This is a genomic window from Pseudotabrizicola algicola (assembly GCF_010915705.1).
GTDB lineage: Bacteria > Pseudomonadota > Alphaproteobacteria > Rhodobacterales > Rhodobacteraceae > Pseudotabrizicola > Pseudotabrizicola algicola.
This window is the reverse complement of the sequence record NZ_JAAIKE010000006.1, coordinates 133,429-151,555: the sequence shown is the minus strand read 5'-3', so window position 1 is coordinate 151,555 and position 18,127 is coordinate 133,429. Positions and strand designations below refer to the sequence as shown.

Here is an 18,127-nt window from a genome sequence, read left to right as displayed (position 1 = left end):
TGAATATTCCGTTGCAATACTCGACCAATCCTGTCGATATTAAATCATCGAGGCGGCACCGGATGCCCCCGAAAATGACAGGAGATTGCAGATGACCGCTGGTATTGCCGCACACTATTCCGCCTCCGCTCGGGACGGAGCCATGTCGATGATGCAAGGCACTGCGCGGGCCTGCATCGTGCGTTTGATCGACCGCCGGACCGGTGCCGCGCACCGGATCAATGGCACACCCCTGACGCTTTACACCCGCCGCCCCGCCGAGGCTGCTGCCGAGTTGCTGCAGGGACGCGACCCCGCCCTGTGGGAAGCGCGGGTCGAACTGATTGACCCGCAGGTGCCGCGATGAGCGCATATGGCCATCCGACCTGCCTTTTTGGCCTCGCGCCCGTTTTTTCACGCAGTCCCGCCGCGCCGCAGGGATCAGCCCCCCAACCTTTGAAGGAGACCATCATGTTGACGACCATCAAGATTGCAGGCCAAGTGACCGCACAGGGTTTGAAAGTTGCCGAACTTGCCGATGGCCGCGTGACCATCGAGACGGGGCGAGAGCGCATCACAGGCTGGCCCTTGCCGCGTGTGGTGCGGGGGGTGGTGTCGGGTCTTGCGCTGGCGCTCTTGTCGGTCTGGGCGATGCCCGCGCAGGTGCAGGCGCAAACGCTTTTGAACGTCAGCTACGACCCGACGCGCGAATTGTATCGCGAGTTCAACGAGGCGTTCAGCGCGCATTGGGTGGGGCAGGGCAATGCCGCGCCGACCATCGAGGTGAGCCACGGCGGATCGGGGTCGCAAGCCCGTGCGGTGATTGACGGGCTGGAGGCGCAGGTTCTGACGCTGGCGCTGGCGGGCGATATCGACCGCGTTGCAGCAGCAGGCAAGCTGCCGGCCGACTGGCAGTCGAAACTGCCCAACAACTCATCACCCTATACCAGCACGATCGTGTTCCTGGTGCGCGAGGGGAATCCCGAAGGCATCGCCGATTGGGATGATCTGGTGAAAGAGGGGGTGGAGGTAATCACCCCCAACCCGAAAACCTCTGGCGGGGCGCGCTGGAATTACCTTGCTGCCTGGGCCTGGGCGGAAAAGAACGGGCAGGACCCGCAGGCGTTCGTGGGCAAGCTGTTCGCCAATGTGCCGGTGCTTGACAGCGGCGCGCGCGGGTCCACCACCACCTTTGCGCAGCGCGGCATCGGCGATGTGCTGCTGGCATGGGAGAACGAGGCCTATCTTGCGCTGAAAGAGCTTGGCGAGGACCAGTTCGACATCGTGGTGCCGTCTATCAGTGTGCTGGCAGAGCCGCCGGTGGCATTGGTGGAAGGCAACATCAAATCGGATGAGCAGCGCGCGCTGGCCGAGGCCTACCTGAACTTCCTCTACACGCCCGAAGGTCAGGCGCTGGCGTTCAAGCACTTCTACCGCGCCTGGGATGCCTCTGCCGCCAATCCCGAAGATGTGGCCCGCTTCCCCGAGCTGGAGCTTGTGGACATTGCCAGCTTTGGCGGCTGGGCAAAGGTGCAGGCCGACCACTTCGCCGATGGCGGCATCTTCGACCAGATCTACGTGCCGAAATAAGGAAAGATGATGGGCAGACCCCTGATCCACCGCTCCCCCATGCCCGGCCTTGGCCTCAGCATGGGGATCACCCTGACGATGCTTTCCCTTGTCGTCCTTCTGCCCATCGGCGCCCTTCTCCTGAAGGGCGCCAATTACGGGCTGGCGGGGATATGGGAAACGGTGAACCGTGAACGCGTCTGGGCGGCGCTGTTCCTGTCGTTCCGCCTGTCGCTGTTTGCGGCGCTGTTCAATCTGGTCTTCGGTGTGCTGCTGGCCTGGGTGCTGGTGCGTTATCGCTTTACGGGGCGGCGTATCCTTGACGCTGCGGTTGACCTGCCCTTTGCGCTGCCAACGGCGGTGGCGGGCATCTCGCTGACCGCGCTTTACGCGCCCAACGGCTTCTTCGGGCAGATGGCTGCCGAGATCGGCTGGAAGATCGCCTATACCCAATGGGGCATCTTCATCGCGCTGGTGTTTGTGGGGCTGCCCTTTGTCACCCGCACCGTGCAGCCCGTGGTCGAGGAAATCGAGCGCGAGGTGGAAGAGGCGTCGGCCACCCTTGGCGCAAGCCGCCTGCACACGATCCGCCATGTCATCCTGCCGATGCTGACGCCCGCCGCGCTGACGGGCTTTGCGCTGGCCCTCGCCCGTGCGGTTGGCGAATACGGGTCGGTCATCTTTATCGCGGGGAACATCCCGCTGGTCACGGAAATCGCGCCGCTGCTGATCATCATCCAGCTGGAAGAGTTCAACTATGACGCCGCCGCCGCCATCGGCATCGCCATGCTGCTGATCAGCTTTGCGATGCTGCTGGTCATCAACCTCATCCAGGTCTGGAGCCGCCGGAGGATTGGCTATGTCTGATATCACAGTGACCAAGGGCGCGCCGGCCCGCTTCCGCTCGGCCACCGAAGAGGCGCCGCTCGCCCGTTGGGCGATGATCGCGGCGGCCGTGCTGGGGCTTGGCATTCTGGTCTTTGCCCCGCTGATCGCCGTCTTTGTCGAGGCATTGGCGCGGGGCGTGGCCGCCTCGCTTGCCAGCCTTGCTACGCGTGACGCGCAAGAGGCGATCAAGCTGACGCTGACCATCGCCGCCATCTCGGTGCCGTTCAACGCCATCTTCGGCGTGGCGGCGGCGTGGTTCATCACCAAGTTCGACTTCCGTGGCAAGGCCTTCCTGATCACGCTGATCGACCTGCCGTTCTCTGTCTCGCCGGTGGTCGCGGGGCTGTGCATCGTGTTGATGTTCGGGGCCAATTCCCTGATTGGCGGCTGGCTGGTGGCCAACGGCTTTCCCATCGTCTTTGCGATGCCGGGCATCATTCTTGCCACGATGTTCGTGACCTTCCCCTTTGTCGCGCGCGAGTTGATCCCCGTGATGATCGAACAGGGAAGGGCCGAGGAAGAGGCGGCGCTGACGCTGGGCGCATCCGGCTGGCGGGTGTTCTGGACGGTCACGCTGCCCAACATCCGCTGGGCGCTGCTTTACGGTGTCCTCCTTTGCAACGCGCGCGCGATGGGCGAGTTCGGGGCGGTGGCCGTGGTCTCGGGCAAGATCCGCGGCCAGACCGCCACGATGCCGACCACGATCGAGATGCTGTATCAGGAATACCTTTCGGTCGCGGCCTTCAGCCTTGCCGCCGTGCTGGCGCTGCTCGCGCTTGTCACGCTTCTGCTCAAGACCGCTCTGGAAATCCGCCATGCCGACCAGCTCGCCGCCACGCACCGCCACTAGGAGACATCCCATGCATATCGAAATCGACGAAATCTCCAAATCCTTCGGCACTACGGCGGCGCTGCATCCGGTGTCGCTCTCTATCCCCTCGGGGGCGCTGGTTGCGCTTCTGGGCCCCTCGGGTTCGGGCAAGACCACGCTGTTGCGCATCCTCGGCGGGCTCGAATTCCCCACCTCGGGCCGCGTTCTGTTCGACGGGCAGGACGCCACGGGCCTTTCCGTGCAGGAACGCCGCGCGGGGTTCGTGTTCCAGTCCTATGCCCTGTTCCGCCATATGACGGTGTTCGACAACATCGCCTATGGCCTGAACGCCCGCCCGCGCGCCAGCCGCCCGACCAAGGCCGAGATTGCGCGCCGCGTGACCAAGCTGCTGGAGCTGATCCAGCTGCCCGACATCGGCGCGCGCTATCCCAGCCAGCTGTCGGGCGGGCAGCGCCAGCGCGTTGCGCTTGCCCGGGCGCTCGCCATCGAGCCGCGGATGCTGCTGCTCGATGAACCCTTCGGCGCGCTGGATGCCAAGGTCCGCAAGGAATTGCGTCAGGGCCTGCGCGATATCCACGACACCACGGGCCTGACCACGGTCTTTGTGACCCATGATCAGGAGGAGGCGATGGAACTCGCGGATCTGGTGGTGGTCATGTCGATGGGTCGGATCGAGCAGATCGGCAAACCGCAGGACGTGCGGGCCAAGCCGAAAACCGCGTTTGTGCGCGAGTTCATCTCTTTGTGACCAGAGGTCGGCGCAAGGAACAAGGCGGCCCGCAGCGGGGCCGCCTTGTCTGATCCGATGAAGCGATCAGCGCACGATATAGACGATCTGGCGCTGCTGCGGCTCGACAATCACCGGCAGACCGTTGACATAGGCATAGGAGTAGTCGCTGTCAGGCACTGCCACCAAGGTGACGGCTTCGGGAATGCCCGCTCCGACGACGACCTCGCCTTCCAGATAGACCGGCTCGACCGGATTCGACACGACATAGGTGGTCACGGTTTCCGTGGGCGTCACCGCAGCGCCAAGCCCGCCGCCAAGCACAACACCGGCCAGCGCGCCGACCGGTCCACCGACTGCCGCCCCTGCAAGCGCACCCGCGGCGCCGCCTGCGACCGTGCCATCGGCACTGCGCGTTTCCTCATAGGTCACGGTGCCGACGGCCACCCGCTCGCGGTTGGCATAGACGACAACCGGCGCGTTATCGACCTGCGCTGTCAGATAATCGCCTGATGCCCAGCCTTCGGTGCCATCATAGGCGACCTTGCACCAGTTCGCGGTTTCGAGGCAGCCCTCCACAGACACCACACCATCGGCCGGAATGACCGAGACGATCTCATAGATCGGGCCGGGCCCCGCGCGCAGGTTCAGATCGGTGAAGGCAGAGGCTTCGGTCGCCGCATGGGCCGTGGTGGACAGCAAAGCGCCGGTTGCGGCGATGATGAAGGTTTTCTTGAACATGGTCATCCTCATTGTTTCGGTCAGTGGCACCGAGGTGCCGGCGACCCTGCGCAGAGGTAACAGAGCAGGCCCCGTTTCGTTCCCGCCTGTGCCGGACTGTGGGGAATTTGTTATTTTTTACAATTGCTTGACGCTGCGGCAATGCGACGTCGGCGCCGCGTCAGAGCGTCAGAACCACTGACCCGGTTCCATCAGGCCCAAGTCCATCAGTTGCTGGCTTTTCCATTCAAAGGGGGTGGAATTGCGCCAACGGAAATCCTGGATGTCAAAGCGCGAGCCCGGATTGCTGCGCAGTGCTTTTGCCGTGCGAAAAGAGGCCAGCACCGTGGTGATGTTATTGTGCCACGGGCAGGCGTAGGTGTTCATCTCTTCGTCCGAGAGCGTGAAATCGGGCCGCAGGGTCAGGCCCGGTTTGGTGCGGAACAGGCTGATGCGGTCAATCTTGCGGCGCTGCGGCGAGATATGTTCCTCAAACCGCCAGCGCAGGCCGCCGAAGAAATTGAGTTGCCGCTCTCGCGGGTAATTGTGGTTTGCCGGGTCGGGACGGCCCAAGGCGTAATAGCCAGACTTGTCCAGATGCGCATCGCCGAGCGATACGGCATTCGGGCTGCGCGCCAGATCGCCAGCGTAAAGATCGATCACATAGGTCAGCAGGGAATCGCGCCGCTCTTCCGTGTGGAAGGCAAGCATTTCCAGAACGTTGCGCGTTTCGCAAAAGGGGTGGAACAGGTATTCGGCATTATAGCCATAGAACAGCCAGACATCGGGGATGGCCTCGATCATCGCATTGACGGCAGTGATCAGGGCACCTTCGACATGGACATCATGGTCAACGCGGTGAATCCCGTCTTCGACCGCAGGGTCCAGCGATATTTCCGGAGGGGCCAGAAGAACCAGAACCGGAAACCCTGCACGCTGGTGGTGGCGCACTGTGCTTTCCACCTCCACCTCGTCCTCGGCCATGATCAGGGCGACCGGCCCCTTGCCAACGGTGGCGCGCGCGCGGGCAAGAAATTCGGTCATTCCGCTGTGGCGCATGTCTTCTCCATTGCCGGTCCCGACCCGGTTGTGCACAAAGGTCTGCGATGCTTGGTCGCAATGCAAGGGGGCTGGTGGGGGCCCGTTGCGCCTTTTGCCGCCGCGCGTTGCGCCTTTGCGTGGTTCAGGGTAGAAAGCGCGCTGATCCACGGCGGGGTGAGCCATGTCTGATGCAAAGAAACTGTTCATCAAGACCTATGGCTGTCAGATGAATGTCTATGACAGCGAGCGTATGGCCGAGGCCATGAGCGCGGAGGGCTACACCCTTACCGATGTGGCCGAGGACGCCGACATGGTGCTGCTCAACACCTGCCATATCCGTGAAAAGGCCAGTGAAAAGCTGTTTTCCGATCTGGGGCGGCTGCGCCCGCTGAAGGACGCGAGGCCCGATCTGAAGATCGGGGTGGCGGGCTGCGTGGCGCAGGCGGAAGGGGCCGAGATCCAGCGGCGGATGCCCTTGGTCGATATCGTGGTCGGACCGCAGGCCTATCACCGCCTGCCCGCTCTGGCGCGCGCCAGCGGGCCGCAGGTGGACACCGAATTTCCTGCCGAGGACAAGTTCGATCACCTGCCCGAGCGCAAGGCGCTGCGCGGGCCCACGGCTTTTCTGACGGTGCAAGAGGGCTGTGACAAGTTTTGCGCGTTTTGCGTGGTGCCCTATACGCGGGGCGCGGAAGTCAGCCGTCCGGTCGAGCGTATCTTGCGCGAGACGCGCGATCTGGTGTCGCGCGGGGTGCGAGAAATCACGCTCTTGGGGCAGAACGTGAACGGGTATCACGGTGAGGGTCCGGATGGGGTCTGGAGTTTGGGGCGGCTGATTCGGGCGCTGGCCGAGGTCGACGGGCTGGAGCGCATCCGTTACACGACAAGCCATCCGAACGACATGGATGACGATCTGATCGCTGCGCATGGCGATGTGCCGCAACTGATGCCCTATCTGCATTTGCCGGTGCAGTCCGGATCGGACCGCATTCTCAGGGCCATGAACCGCAAGCACGGCAGGGACGACTATTTTCGCGTGATCGACCGGATCCGCAAGGCGCGGCCCGACATCCTGTTTTCATCGGATTTCATCGTCGGTTTCCCGGGTGAAACGGATGCCGATTTCGCCGACACGCTGGATCTGGTCCGGCGCGTGGGGTTCGGCCAATCCTATTCGTTCAAATATTCGGCGCGTCCGGGAACCCCTGCCGCCGAAAAGGCCCCCGTCGCGCCGGCCGTCGCCGACGAGCGTCTTCAGATTCTGCAAGCCCTGATCCTCGAGCAACAGCGCGCGGGGCAGGAGGCGATGGTGGGGCGCGAGGTGACCGTGCTTTACGAAAAGCCCGGACGCCAGCCCGGCCAGATGGTGGGAAAGTCCGATCACCTGCATGCGGTCCATGTCAATGATGCGGGCGGACGGGTCGGCGAACTGGCGCGGGTTCGTGTGTTAGCTTCGGCAGCCAACTCGCTGTCGGCTGTCAGAATTTCCTGAATTTGACCAATCCGGCAACCGTGGCCGGATTGTTGCTGCAGGCACATCAATGGCGCAAGATGTAGCGGCTTTGCCCCGGGGCAAAGCTAAGGGTTGCCACACAAATGCCCTAAATTGTTCAAATTTCGCTTTACTTCACTTTTTCTCGACGTCAATTCTGGTCGCATTAGTCTGCTTGTAAATCGTCATATTAGGAAAGGGGCTGCGGCTGTGGAACGTTTTTCCAAAGCGTTGCGGATGATCCTTGGGGGAGCGGCGCTTGCAGTCGGAATGTCGGGTGCGACATCCGCGATGGCGCAAGGAGCCCCCCAAGTTACCGGTAAGATCGAATGGGGTGTGTGGATCGACGATGACGGCTGCATGCACTGGTGGGCCGATGGCGGGCTCGAAGGCTATATGGTGCCGCGTCGCAACCCCAAGGACGGCAAGCCCGTCTGCCTGAAGCGCAACACCTGTCTGGTGGAAAACACCGACACATTGTTTGCAACCGACAGCGCCCGTCTTACGGCGCAGGGGCATTCAAGGCTCAAGTCGTTCTTCCAGTCGGCGGGTGCCTTCGGCTATGCCATCTATGGTCATACCGACAGCCGCGCCTCGGATGAATACAACATGGACCTGTCCAAGCGCCGTGCTGCTGCCGTGGCCAATGTCGCGCGCTCTGTCGGGGCCCATGTGGAACGCGAAATCGGCTTTGGCGAGCGTCAGCCCGTCGCCTCGAACAATTCGGCTGCCGGAATGCAGAAGAATCGTCGGGTTGAAGTCGTCTGCTACCGGTGGTGATCAGCATGAACAACACATTCAAAATCGGCGCAGCACTGGCCGCATTGGCGCTGAGCGGTTGCGTGTCCGGTGACGGTCTGTCGCCCTATCGCGGGCCGGATTCAGTGATCGCAACCGGGGTGGACAAGGGGCGCGACTCGGGTGTCCTGCGAAACGGCAATGCCGCCATCGCCTATGATCCGGATGGCTGCCAGAACTGGATCATGGATGATGGCGTCGAAGGCTACTCCAGCCCGCGCTTTGACCCGCGCACGGGCCTTCCGGTGTGCAATGATCTCTTCCCGCCGGGGACCGTGATCAAGAACTACCAGACCGGCAGTCAGGGCATCCGCGACTACGTTCCCGGCCCCGGCATCCGCACGGTGGTGCGCCGCGCCAACTGAGGCCGGAAAAATGAGAAAAGCGGGGGGTCACGGGGAACCGTGGCCCCCTTTTGCCTGTTGGAGCCTTTGCCTGCCGTTTGGGCAGGTGTCACATTTCCGTGCGGGCTGTGGATATAAAGTCGGGCTGATACGAAATCGATGCTTGCCAGATCATGTGACGCGGCGCACGATACATACAGGCCCTAGCCAAAGGAGACCTCATTGGGCATCAGCGCGCTGACCCCCCCGACCAAACCCGAGGACATCATCGAGACTGTTCTCGAATTCCCAGACAACCGTTTGCTGATAGATCTGTGCGGCGAATTCGATCGCAATCTGGCACAGGTAGAGCACCAGATGGGGGTTCACATCCTCAGGCGCGGAAACCGCCTTGCGGTCATCGGGGACAAGGGGGCGCGAGAGCAGGCAGCCGCGGTGCTGCGCAGCCTTTACGCGCGGCTTGAGTCGGGCCGGACAGTTGCGGCGGGCGATATCGACGGTGCGATGCGTCTTGGCCAAGCGTCCATCGGGGCCGAGGGAGAGCAGATTGAGCTGTTCAATCCCGGCAAGGAAATCCGCACACGCAAAAAGCCGGTAGAGCCGAGGACAGAGGCGCAGAAGGCCTATGTCGCCAATCTGTTCAACCATGAACTCGGCTTCGGCATCGGGCCTGCGGGCACCGGCAAGACCTATCTGGCCGTCGCGGTCGGCGTGACCATGCTGGTGTCGGGTGCGGTGGAAAAGATCATCCTGAGCCGTCCGGCCGTCGAGGCGGGGGAGCGGTTGGGTTTTCTTCCCGGCGACATGAAGGAAAAGGTCGATCCCTACATGCAGCCGCTCTATGACGCGCTGAACGATTTTCTGCCCGCCAAGCAGGTGCAGAAGTTGATGGAGGAAAAGCGGATCGAGATCGCACCGCTGGCCTTCATGCGGGGCCGGACGCTTTCGAATGCGTTCGTGGTGCTGGACGAGGCGCAGAACGCGACCACCATGCAGATGAAGATGTTCCTGACCCGTCTGGGGCAGGGGAGCCGCATGGTGATTACCGGCGACCGCACACAGGTGGACTTGCCGCGCGGGATGCCTTCGGGTCTGGCCGATGCCGAACGGATTCTGAAGGGCGTGAAAGGGGTGACCTTCAACTACTTCACCTCGAAAGATGTGGTGCGGCACCCGTTGGTCGCGCGGATCATCGAGGCCTATGAGGCCGACGAGACGCCGCAGGCCTGAGCCTTGCACGCGCTGAGGTGTCCGGGGGATGTCTGCCCCCGGACCCTTGAGCACATTTTCACACAGAAAACCGACGGAGCCGGAGTCGGGCTTGCCCGATCCTGTCGCTTGAGGTAGGGCGCGGGGATGGAGCCGCTGGTCGATTGCGTGATAGAGGATGCCCGCTGGGAGGGGCCGGGGCTGGAGTCCCTCTCTTTGCGTGCGGCATCGGCGGTGCTGGTGGCCCTCGGGTTGCCGCAGAGCGGGTTCACCCTGTGCGTGATGGGCTGTGATGATGCGCGGATTTCGGTGCTGAACGCCGAGTTTCGCGGCAAACCTGCGCCGACCAATGTGCTCAGCTGGCCCTCGGAGGAGCTGTCGGAAGAGGGGCCGGGGGCGGAGCCTGCACGGCCCTTGCCGGGAGAGGCCGGAGAGCCTTGGTCATTGGGCGATATCGCGATATCTTTCGACACCTGTCTGCGCGAAGCCGAGGCGGCAGGGAAACCCTTTGCCGACCATGTGACGCATCTTGTTGTTCATGGTGTGTTACATTTGCTTGGCTATGATCACATCGATGATGCGGATGCGGAACTGATGGAAAAACATGAGGTGGCGATACTTGCCACCCTCGGGGTCGATGACCCATATTGACGGTGCATCCGGCTTGGGGTGTTTTTGGGATAAGGACTGATGGGCAGTAGCAACGACGGGTCTATGGCGGCGCATGGCGCGCTGTCTGATATGCAGGCCGACGAAGATCAACCTCCGAGTAGAAGTCTGTTCGGGCGACTGATGGGAGTGTTTTCGGGGGCCGACAGCCCGTCTGGCAGCAGGTCTGACGAGTCGGCGCCCGTCTCGGCCAGCGGTGTCTCGTCCGCACCCGGTCTGGGCAATTTGCGCCGTCTTCGGGTCGACGATGTTGCCATCCCCAAGGTGGATATCGCGGCCGTGCCCCTTGACATCGGGCGCGACGAATTGGTCGAAGTCTTTCGCGAGCAGGGCTTTTCGCGTCTTCCGGTCTACAAGGGAACCCTGGACCATCCACAGGGTCTGGTGCTGCTCAAGGATCTTGCCTTGCAGCACGGGTTTGGAAGTTCGGGGCGGTTTTCCCTGCGCAAGTTGCTGCGTCCGCTGCTTTATGCGCCGCCCTCGATGCCTGTCGGCGTCTTGTTGCAGAAAATGCAGCGGGAGCGGGTTCATATGGCCCTGGTCATCGATGAATATGGCGGTGTCGACGGGTTGGTGACGATCGAGGATCTGATCGAAACCGTGATCGGCGAGATCGAGGATGAGCATGACGAGGACGAGGGCCTGCTTTGGAAAGAAGAGAAGCCCGGCGTGTTCCTTGCACAATCCACCGCGCCGCTGGAGGAATTCGAGGCAGCCATCGGGTTCAAGCTGCGCCATGACGAGGACGACCAAGAGATCGACACTTTGGGCGGGCTGATCTTTGTGCGAACGGGCCGTGTGCCTGTGCGCGGAGAGATTGTGCCGCATGAGTCCGGAGCCGAGTTCGAGGTGGTTGACGCCGATCCGCGCCGCATCAAGCGGTTGCGGGTGCGTCTGCCGGGCAGCCAGCCCGACGCTGTGGCAGAGCTTGCGCCGCCCGTGCTGGAGAAGGCCGCGTCTTGAGAATTGGCGCGCGGTTTCTTGCGTCTGCCCCATCGCGGCGGGCTGGGGCAGTCGATGTGCTGGCCGGCGCTGCGGCAGCTTTGGGGCAAGCGCCGCTTTCGGCCTGGTATCTTGCGTTTCCGGCTTTGGTCTGGGCGATGGCGCGGATGCTGCGGACCGGATCTGCCGCCAGCGCCTTCTGGGTGGGCCTTCTGGTCGGGGCGGGGTATTTCGCAGCCTCGTTGAACTGGATTGTTTCGCCCTTTCTGATTGATCCTTTGGTCTATGGCTGGATGGCGCCCTTCGCCCTGGTGCTTATGGCCTTGGGCTTTGGCCTGTTCTGGGGAGCGGCCAATGCGCTGACCTGCCGTTTTGCACTGCGGCCTCTGGCTCTGGCGGCGGGGTTGGGCACGGTGGAACTGCTGCGCGGCAATATCCTGACGGGGTTTCCCTGGGCGTTGACCGGCCATATGTGGCATGCCACGCCAGTAATGCAGACGATGGCGCTGTGGGGCGCGACCGGTCTTACGGTTGTGACGCTGGCTTTGGCTGCCTTGCCGCTGATCTGGCGGGTGTGGGGCGCGGCGGCGGCGGCCTTGGTTCTGGCGGCGGGCTTTGGCTTTGGCCAATGGCAACTGGCACAGCCCGATCCCGCCCCGCGCGTGGCGAGCTTGCGCCTTGTCCAGCCGAATGCCGAGCAGCACCTGAAATGGAACCCGGACGAGGCGCGTATCCTGTTCCAGCGCCAGCTTGACCTGACCCGTGCCGGAACCCCTGCCGATCTGACGATCTGGCCGGAAACGGCAGTGCCCTATTTGCTGGAATACTCGCCCGAGGTCGCCCCGATCATCACCGGCGCGTCCGGCGGGCAGAAGGTGGCCATCGGCATCCAGCGCGTCGAGGGGGACCGTGGCTGGAACTCGCTGCGCGTGCTGGAAGGAGACGGCGCGCTGGTGGCGACCTATGACAAGTTTCATCTTGTGCCGTTTGGCGAATACATGCCGATGGGCGATCTGTTGCAGGACTGGTTCGGAATCGGGGCCTTTGCCGCGCAGGTCGGCAATGGCTATTCGGCCGGCACCGGGCCTGCGGTGATCGATCTTGGCCCCGAGTTGGGGCGCATGTTGCCGCTTATCTGCTACGAGGCGGTGTTCCCCTATATTCCGCGCCGCGCGCCGGAACGACCTGACTGGATGTTGCAGATCACCAATGACGCATGGTTTGGCACGCTTACCGGCCCGTTCCAGCATTTCCAGCAAGCGCGGATGCGCGCTGTCGAGCAGGGGCTTGCGCTGATCCGCGTGGCAAATACCGGAGTGACGGCGGTGATCGATGCACGCGGGCGGGTGGTGCAGGCCTTGCCTTTCGGCGAGGCAGGGGCCCTGGACGTAGCGGCCATTCCGGGTGCGCTGGCCGCGACGCCCTATGCGCGCTGGGGCGAATGGCCTGCCATTGCCGCGATATTGCTGCTTTTTGCCGGGGCCTTCTGGCGCAGGCGACGCCACCTCGCTTGACCCTCCTGGGTATTCGCTCTAGGCACATCGCTGAACCGCCACAACGGCTTCCTGGCGTGGCGGGGATCATTCAAATGGAGCACGACCCCATGAGCCGCAAGAATTACGTTTTTACCTCGGAATCCGTTTCCGAGGGGCATCCGGACAAGGTCTGTGACCGTGTTTCGGATGCCGTGTTGGATGCCTTTCTGGCCGAAGAGCCGAATGCCCGCGTTGCTTGCGAGACTTTTGCGACGACGAACCGGGTGGTTGTCGGGGGCGAGGTGGGGCTGTCAAGCAAGGCTGCGACCGATGCCATGCTGGAACGCGTCGAAGGCATCGTGCGCGACTGTGTGAAGGATATCGGATACGAGCAGGACAAGTTCCACTGGAACACCCTGACGGTGCATAACTACCTGCACGGCCAGTCTGCCCATATCGCGCAAGGGGTCGACAAGGATGGCGCGGGCGATCAGGGTATCATGTTCGGTTATGCCTGCCGCGAGACGCCGGAGCTGATGCCCGCACCGCTGCAATATGCGCAGGCCATTCTGCGGCGTCTTGCGCAGGCGCGCAAATCGGGCGAGCAGCCGACGCTGGGGCCGGATGCCAAGTCGCAGCTTTCCCTGCGGTATGAGGATGGCAAGCCGGTCGAGGTGACATCCATCGTGCTCTCGACCCAGCATGCGCTGGAGACCCAGACCTCGGCCGATATCCGCGCCATTGTGGAGCCTTATATCCGTCAGGTGTTGCCCGATGGCTGGCTGACCGAGGCGACCAAGTGGCACGTGAACCCCACGGGAATTTTCGTCATCGGTGGACCCGATGGCGATGCGGGTCTGACCGGGCGCAAGATCATCGTGGATACCTATGGCGGCGCAGCCCCGCACGGCGGCGGCGCGTTCTCTGGAAAGGACCCCACCAAGGTTGACCGTTCGGCCGCTTATGCCGCACGCTATCTTGCCAAGAACGTGGTGGCGGCGGGGCTTGCCGATCGCTGCACCTTGCAGGTGTCCTATGCGATCGGTGTGGCTGAGCCGTTGTCGATTTATGTCGATACGCATGGCACAGGCCAGGTGGAGGCTGCCCAGATCGAGCGTGCGGTTTCGGCCTGCATGGACCTGACGCCGCGCGGGATCCGCACGCATCTGAACCTCAACCGCCCGATCTATGCGCGCACCAGTGCCTATGGTCACTTTGGCCGCGCGCCGGAGGCTGATGGCGGTTTCAGCTGGGAGCGCACCGATCTGGTCGAGGCCCTGAAAAACGCCGTCTGAACGGCAGCGCGCGCGCCGGCCTGTCGCGGGCGCGCGCTTTTGCCGATCGGCAAAGCCTTGACCCGCCGGACGCGGCCTGACACTAGGCGCGCCAGAGGCGGAACAGGACAGTGCTGCATGACCGAACCAACGGAACGTCGCAATTTTTACGGTCGGGTGCATGGCAAGACGCTGCGCGCCAGCCAGAAGGATTATCTGGCGCATGATCTGGAAACCCTGCGGCTGCGCGGGGTGGTGCCAGAGGAAAATCCGGACCGCACCCTGCTTGATCTGACCGTATTTCCGGGCGCGCGCCCCCTGTGGGTCGAGGTCGGGTTCGGTGGCGGCGAGCATCTGGTGCATATGGCTGCCCGTTATCCGGACGTTGGCATCATCGGCTGCGAGCCTTTTGTGAACGGGGTCGCCATGCTGCTTGGCAAGATCCGGCAAGCGGGCGCCACGAACCTTGCCATTCACCCCGGCGATGTGCGCGACCTGTTTGACGTGCTACCCGCCGCCTCGGTCGAGAAGGTGTTTCTGAATTACCCCGACCCGTGGCCCAAGGCCCGCCATCACCGCCGCCGCTTTGTGACGCCGGGCTATCTGGCCTTGTTGGCACGGGTGATGAAGCCCGGTGCCGAATTCAGGGTCGCAACCGACATTCCCGACTATGTGCGCCAGACACTCGAAGAGGTGCCGCGCGCGGGGTTCGATCTGATCTCGCAAACCGGGGAAGGGCAGGCGTGGGAGGACTGGATTTCCACCCGCTACGAGCAAAAGGCACTGCGTGAAGGGCGCATGCCCCATTACCTTACCTTCCGGCGCGCGGCCTAGATCGGGGGAATTTCCCAGACCCGACCCGGGGCAAGGGCGCGAAAGCTGTCTGCGGCGATGCCCTTGCCTTTCAAGGCAGCGTCCAGCGCGGCAAGCGGCGCCTCGCGCGCCTCGTCCGTCAATTGGAACGTCCCCCAGTGATGGCCGATGGCATGTCTGGCGCCCGACAGGACAAAGCCCTCGACCGCTTCGGCCGGGTTCTGGTGCTGGGCGCGCATGAACCAGCGCGGCTCGTAGGCCCCGATGGGCAGGATCGCGGCGCGGATCACCCCATAGCGCGCGGCCAGCGAGCGGTAGGGGCGGCCCTGATCAAACCCGGTGTCGCCAATGTGCAGCACCTTGCCCGAAGGTCCGGCAATCACGAAGGCGGCCCATAGCGCCATGGACCGATCGCCCATGCCCCGCGCCGACCAGTGGTGGCAGGGTTCGAAATGGATGGTCAGCGGGCCAAAGGGCGTGGTGTGCCCCCAGTCGCCGATGGCGATGCGCGCATCGGGCACCGCTTTGCGGATGATCGTATCATTGCCCAGAGGCGTGATGATCTGCGGTGCATGCGCGGCGTGCAAGCTGGCCAAAGTGGTCAGGTCAAGGTGGTCGTAATGGTTATGGCTCAGAAGGATCGCATCGATTCTTGGCAAGTCGGCAAAGGCGATGCCGGGCGCGGCCACCCGCTTTGGTCCGGCAAAGGCAAGGGGGCTCGCGCGGTCTGACCAGACCGGATCGGTCAGCAGGTTTACCCCGTCCATCTGGATCAGCATCGTGGCATGACCCACCATCGTGACGGTCAAGTCCTGCACCTTTGCCGCCGGTTTGACCGAGCCGACCTGCACCTGCGCGGGCCATGTGGCGCGGGTGCCGCCGAATTGCCACTTGAGCAGATCGCCGAAACCCGAGGGCGGCGCACCGCCCGGATTGAAAAAGCGCACCCCGTCGAAATGATCCGACTGCGGGCCGGCGTAGTAGCGGTTTCTGCTCGACGATATGGCCATGGCTGCACTGCCCCCGCCAAGCCCGAGGGCGGCGAGAAGGGCGGTTCCCTTGATGAAGTTCCGGCGTTTCATGGCCCTGATATGCATCGCGCCTTGCGCGCATCAACCCCCCATAGACCGCCGCCCTTGCTTGCGCTATCACGCGGGCGTTCACATACGGGAGAAGACGATGTCCGGCCATGGCGATGCGCAACCGATGACCTCCGCAAAGAGCGGACCGCTGAGGGGGACTGCTGCCGTTCCGGGCGACAAGTCCATCTCGCACCGCGCGCTGATCTTTGGCGCAATGGCCGTGGGAGAGACGAAGATCACCGGCTTGCTGGAAGGGCAGGACGTGCTGGATACCGCGCGGGCAATGCGGGCTTTTGGCGCCGATGTGGTGCAGCATGGACCCGGTGCATGGTCGGTGCACGGTGTGGGCGTGGGAGGATTTTCGGAACCGGCCGATGTGATCGATTGCGGCAACTCCGGCACCGGCGTGCGGCTGATTATGGGGACGATGGCCACGACGGCGATGACGGCGACGTTCACCGGCGATGCCTCCTTGCGCAAACGGCCGATGGGGCGGGTGACCGACCCGCTGTCGCTGTTTGGCGCGCAGGCCTATGGCCGCAAGGGCGGGCGCCTGCCGATGACGGTAGTGGGGGCCGCAAATCCGGTGCCGGTGCGCTACGCCCTGCCCGTCGCATCGGCGCAGGTCAAATCGGCGGTGCTGCTCGCGGGGCTTAACGCACCAGGAGAAACCGTGGTGATCGAGCGCGAACCCACGCGGGACCATTCGGAACGCATGCTTTTGGGCTTTGGCGCGCAGCTTTCGGTCGAGAAAACCGCCGAAGGCCATGTCATCACCCTGCAAGGCAGGCCCGAGTTGCGCCCGCAAACCGTGGCAGTGCCGCGCGACCCGAGCTCTGCTGCCTTTCCGACCTGCGCGGCGCTGATTGTCGAGGGTTCGGATATTTTGGTGCCGGGCGTCAGCCAGAACCTGACCCGAAACGGTCTTTACATCACCCTGTCCGAAATGGGGGCCGAGATAGAGTTCCAGAACCCGCGCGAAGAAGGCGGCGAGCCGGTGGCCGATCTGCGGGTGCGCTTTTCCGACAACATGAAGGGCATCGAGGTGCCGCCCGAGCGCGCGCCGAGCATGATCGATGAATATCCGATCCTGTCGGTTGTCGCAGCCTTCGCCACGGGCAAGACGGTGATGCGCGGGGTCAAGGAATTGCGCGTCAAGGAATCCGACCGTATCGACGCGATGGCGCGGGGCCTCGAAGCCTGCGGCGTGCGGATCGAGGAAGATGAGGACACGCTGATCGTGCATGGCATGGGGCCGGGCGGCATGCCGGGCGGTGCCACCTGCGCCACCCATCTCGATCATCGCATCGCGATGTCCTTTCTGGTGGCGGGCATGGCAGCGCAGGCACCGGTTTCGGTTGATGACGCATCTCCTATCGTGACGTCGTTCCCGATCTTCGAAGGCTTGATGAACGGGCTGGGCGCGTCGATCCGGCGCGGTTAGGCGGCAGGCCTGCAACGCCGGACGGGCAGCACAGGCGGATGCCTCCGGCGTCGGCCGTGTGCGGTTCGTGGTTACGGGAACACAAAGGGCTGGACATGATTTTCACTGTGGCCATTGACGGACCTGCGGCTGCGGGCAAAGGCACCATCAGCCGTGCGGTGGCCGAGGCTTTCGGTTTTGCGCATCTGGACACGGGGGCGCTCTATCGGGCGGTCGGCGTCAAGGGCGGCGATCCCGTAGAAGCGGCGCGAAGCCTGACGCCTGAAGATCTTTCGCGCGACGATCTGCGCAGTCTGGAGGCGGGGCAGGCCGCCAGCCGGGTCGCGGTGATCCCCGAAGTGCGCGCGGCCCTGCTGGACTTTCAGCGCCGCTTTGCGCGGCGCGATGGGGGCGCGGTGCTCGACGGACGTGACATCGGCACCGTGATCTGCCCCGAGGCCGAGGTGAAGCTGTTTGTCACCGCAAGCGCCGATGTGCGGGCGCGTCGGCGCTGGCTGGAGTTGGGGGGAGAGGCAGCCCCGCGCGCGCTGGCCGATGTGTTGGCCGAGGTGCAGGAGCGCGATGCGCGGGACATGGGCCGCACGGATGCACCCTTGCGGGCGGCAGCGGATGCGCAGGTGATCGACACCAGCGCGCTGACCAGCGCCGAAGCCATCGCGCAGGCGGTGGCCTTGGTCGCCAAGGCGCTGCAACGCTGATTTTCTCCCCACTTCGGTCCGCAGGTGAAAGCCGAGGTCGCTGCGAGGCCCGGCTAGGGTTTCGCAAACGTCATCTGTGCAAATGGCGTGGCGTTTCGCCCGATCGAACAGTGCCTGTGCGCCGCTGCACT

At 63.7% G+C, this 18,127-nt stretch carries 19 protein-coding genes and 1 riboswitch; of the genes, 16 read left to right on the top strand and 3 right to left on the bottom strand.

All coding sequences use genetic code 11. The features are described from left to right. Positions 1-91 precede the first annotated feature (91 nt). From G3572_RS16935 to G3572_RS16915, 5 genes are all read left to right on the top strand, one after another. Positions 92-346, top strand: a complete 255-nt coding sequence (locus G3572_RS16935) for a hypothetical protein (protein WP_240335599.1) — start codon at positions 92-94, stop codon at positions 344-346. Positions 347-450: 104 nt separating this feature from the next. Further along, positions 451-1,569 carry a sulfate ABC transporter substrate-binding protein gene (locus G3572_RS16930; RefSeq protein ID WP_164614079.1) on the top strand — a complete coding sequence of 373 codons (1,119 nt, stop codon included), beginning with the start codon at positions 451-453 and terminating at the stop codon, positions 1,567-1,569. Positions 1,570-1,578: 9 nt separating this feature from the next. Beyond that, on the top strand, positions 1,579-2,415 hold the full coding sequence (gene cysT, locus G3572_RS16925) for a sulfate ABC transporter permease subunit CysT (protein ID WP_164614077.1): 837 nt from the start codon (positions 1,579-1,581) through the stop codon (positions 2,413-2,415). Continuing rightward, positions 2,408-3,286, top strand: coding sequence for a sulfate ABC transporter permease subunit CysW (gene cysW / locus G3572_RS16920; RefSeq protein WP_164614075.1), 879 nt, complete (start codon positions 2,408-2,410; stop codon positions 3,284-3,286). Before cysT ends, cysW begins: the two co-directional genes overlap by 8 nt. A 10-nt stretch (positions 3,287-3,296) precedes the next feature. Continuing rightward, on the top strand, positions 3,297-4,016 hold the full coding sequence (locus G3572_RS16915) for a sulfate/molybdate ABC transporter ATP-binding protein (protein ID WP_164614073.1): 720 nt from the start codon (positions 3,297-3,299) through the stop codon (positions 4,014-4,016). A 66-nt stretch (positions 4,017-4,082) separates the two neighbouring features. On the opposite strand, the gene G3572_RS16910 is transcribed toward G3572_RS16915, so the two are convergent. Both G3572_RS16910 and G3572_RS16905 read right to left on the bottom strand, forming a co-directional pair. Next, entirely contained in the window at positions 4,083-4,736 is a 654-nt protein-coding gene (locus G3572_RS16910; protein ID WP_164614071.1) for a DUF1236 domain-containing protein, read from the bottom strand. A 168-nt stretch (positions 4,737-4,904) separates the two neighbouring features. Continuing rightward, on the bottom strand, positions 4,905-5,774 hold the full coding sequence (locus G3572_RS16905) for a hypothetical protein (RefSeq protein ID WP_164614069.1): 870 nt from the start codon (positions 5,772-5,774) through the stop codon (positions 4,905-4,907). Positions 5,775-5,937: 163 nt separating this feature from the next. Here G3572_RS16905 and miaB point away from each other — a divergent pair, with 163 nt between their 5' ends. From miaB to trmB, 9 genes are all read left to right on the top strand, one after another. Beyond that, positions 5,938-7,248, top strand: coding sequence for a tRNA (N6-isopentenyl adenosine(37)-C2)-methylthiotransferase MiaB (miaB, locus tag G3572_RS16900; protein WP_164614067.1), 1,311 nt, complete (start codon positions 5,938-5,940; stop codon positions 7,246-7,248). Positions 7,249-7,485: 237 nt separating this feature from the next. Next, positions 7,486-8,028, top strand: a complete 543-nt coding sequence (locus tag G3572_RS16895) for an OmpA family protein (RefSeq protein WP_164614064.1) — start codon at positions 7,486-7,488, stop codon at positions 8,026-8,028. A 5-nt stretch (positions 8,029-8,033) separates the two neighbouring features. After that, complete coding sequence (locus tag G3572_RS16890; RefSeq protein ID WP_164614062.1) at positions 8,034-8,411, top strand: hypothetical protein; 378 nt, start codon at positions 8,034-8,036, stop codon at positions 8,409-8,411. A 201-nt stretch (positions 8,412-8,612) separates the two neighbouring features. Beyond that, positions 8,613-9,620 carry a PhoH family protein gene (locus G3572_RS16885; protein WP_164614060.1) on the top strand — a complete coding sequence of 336 codons (1,008 nt, stop codon included), beginning with the start codon at positions 8,613-8,615 and terminating at the stop codon, positions 9,618-9,620. A 126-nt stretch (positions 9,621-9,746) separates the two neighbouring features. After that, positions 9,747-10,250 carry an rRNA maturation RNase YbeY gene (ybeY, locus tag G3572_RS16880; protein ID WP_164614058.1) on the top strand — a complete coding sequence of 168 codons (504 nt, stop codon included), beginning with the start codon at positions 9,747-9,749 and terminating at the stop codon, positions 10,248-10,250. A gap of 39 nt (positions 10,251-10,289) precedes the next feature. After that, positions 10,290-11,231, top strand: a complete 942-nt coding sequence (locus G3572_RS16875) for a transporter associated domain-containing protein (protein ID WP_164614056.1) — start codon at positions 10,290-10,292, stop codon at positions 11,229-11,231. A 56-nt stretch (positions 11,232-11,287) separates the two neighbouring features. After that, on the top strand, positions 11,288-12,724 hold the full coding sequence (gene lnt / locus G3572_RS16870; RefSeq protein WP_354004057.1) for an apolipoprotein N-acyltransferase: 1,437 nt from the start codon (positions 11,288-11,290) through the stop codon (positions 12,722-12,724). 32 nt (positions 12,725-12,756) lie between these two features. After that, positions 12,757-12,806, top strand: a riboswitch (SAM-SAH riboswitch). A gap of 7 nt (positions 12,807-12,813) precedes the next feature. After that, positions 12,814-13,980 (top strand): methionine adenosyltransferase, encoded by a 1,167-nt coding sequence (gene metK / locus G3572_RS16865; RefSeq protein WP_164614054.1) that lies wholly within the window; start codon positions 12,814-12,816, stop codon positions 13,978-13,980. Positions 13,981-14,097: 117 nt separating this feature from the next. Continuing rightward, the gene (trmB, locus tag G3572_RS16860) at positions 14,098-14,793 is read left to right on the top strand and encodes a tRNA (guanosine(46)-N7)-methyltransferase TrmB (RefSeq protein ID WP_164614052.1); all 696 of its coding nucleotides are present in this window, start codon (positions 14,098-14,100) and stop codon (positions 14,791-14,793) included. On the opposite strand, the gene G3572_RS16855 is transcribed toward trmB, so the two are convergent. Beyond that, positions 14,790-15,854 carry an MBL fold metallo-hydrolase gene (locus tag G3572_RS16855; protein ID WP_164614050.1) on the bottom strand — a complete coding sequence of 355 codons (1,065 nt, stop codon included), beginning with the start codon at positions 15,852-15,854 and terminating at the stop codon, positions 14,790-14,792. The genes trmB and G3572_RS16855 overlap by 4 nt on opposite strands. Positions 15,855-15,951: 97 nt before the next feature. On the opposite strand from G3572_RS16855, the gene aroA reads away from it, so the two are divergent. Together aroA and G3572_RS16845 are read left to right on the top strand one after the other, a co-directional pair. Then, the gene (gene aroA, locus G3572_RS16850) at positions 15,952-17,298 is read left to right on the top strand and encodes a 3-phosphoshikimate 1-carboxyvinyltransferase (protein ID WP_164614048.1); all 1,347 of its coding nucleotides are present in this window, start codon (positions 15,952-15,954) and stop codon (positions 17,296-17,298) included. Positions 17,299-17,393: 95 nt separating this feature from the next. Then, positions 17,394-17,996 (top strand): (d)CMP kinase, encoded by a 603-nt coding sequence (locus G3572_RS16845; protein WP_164614046.1) that lies wholly within the window; start codon positions 17,394-17,396, stop codon positions 17,994-17,996. Positions 17,997-18,127 lie beyond the last annotated feature (131 nt).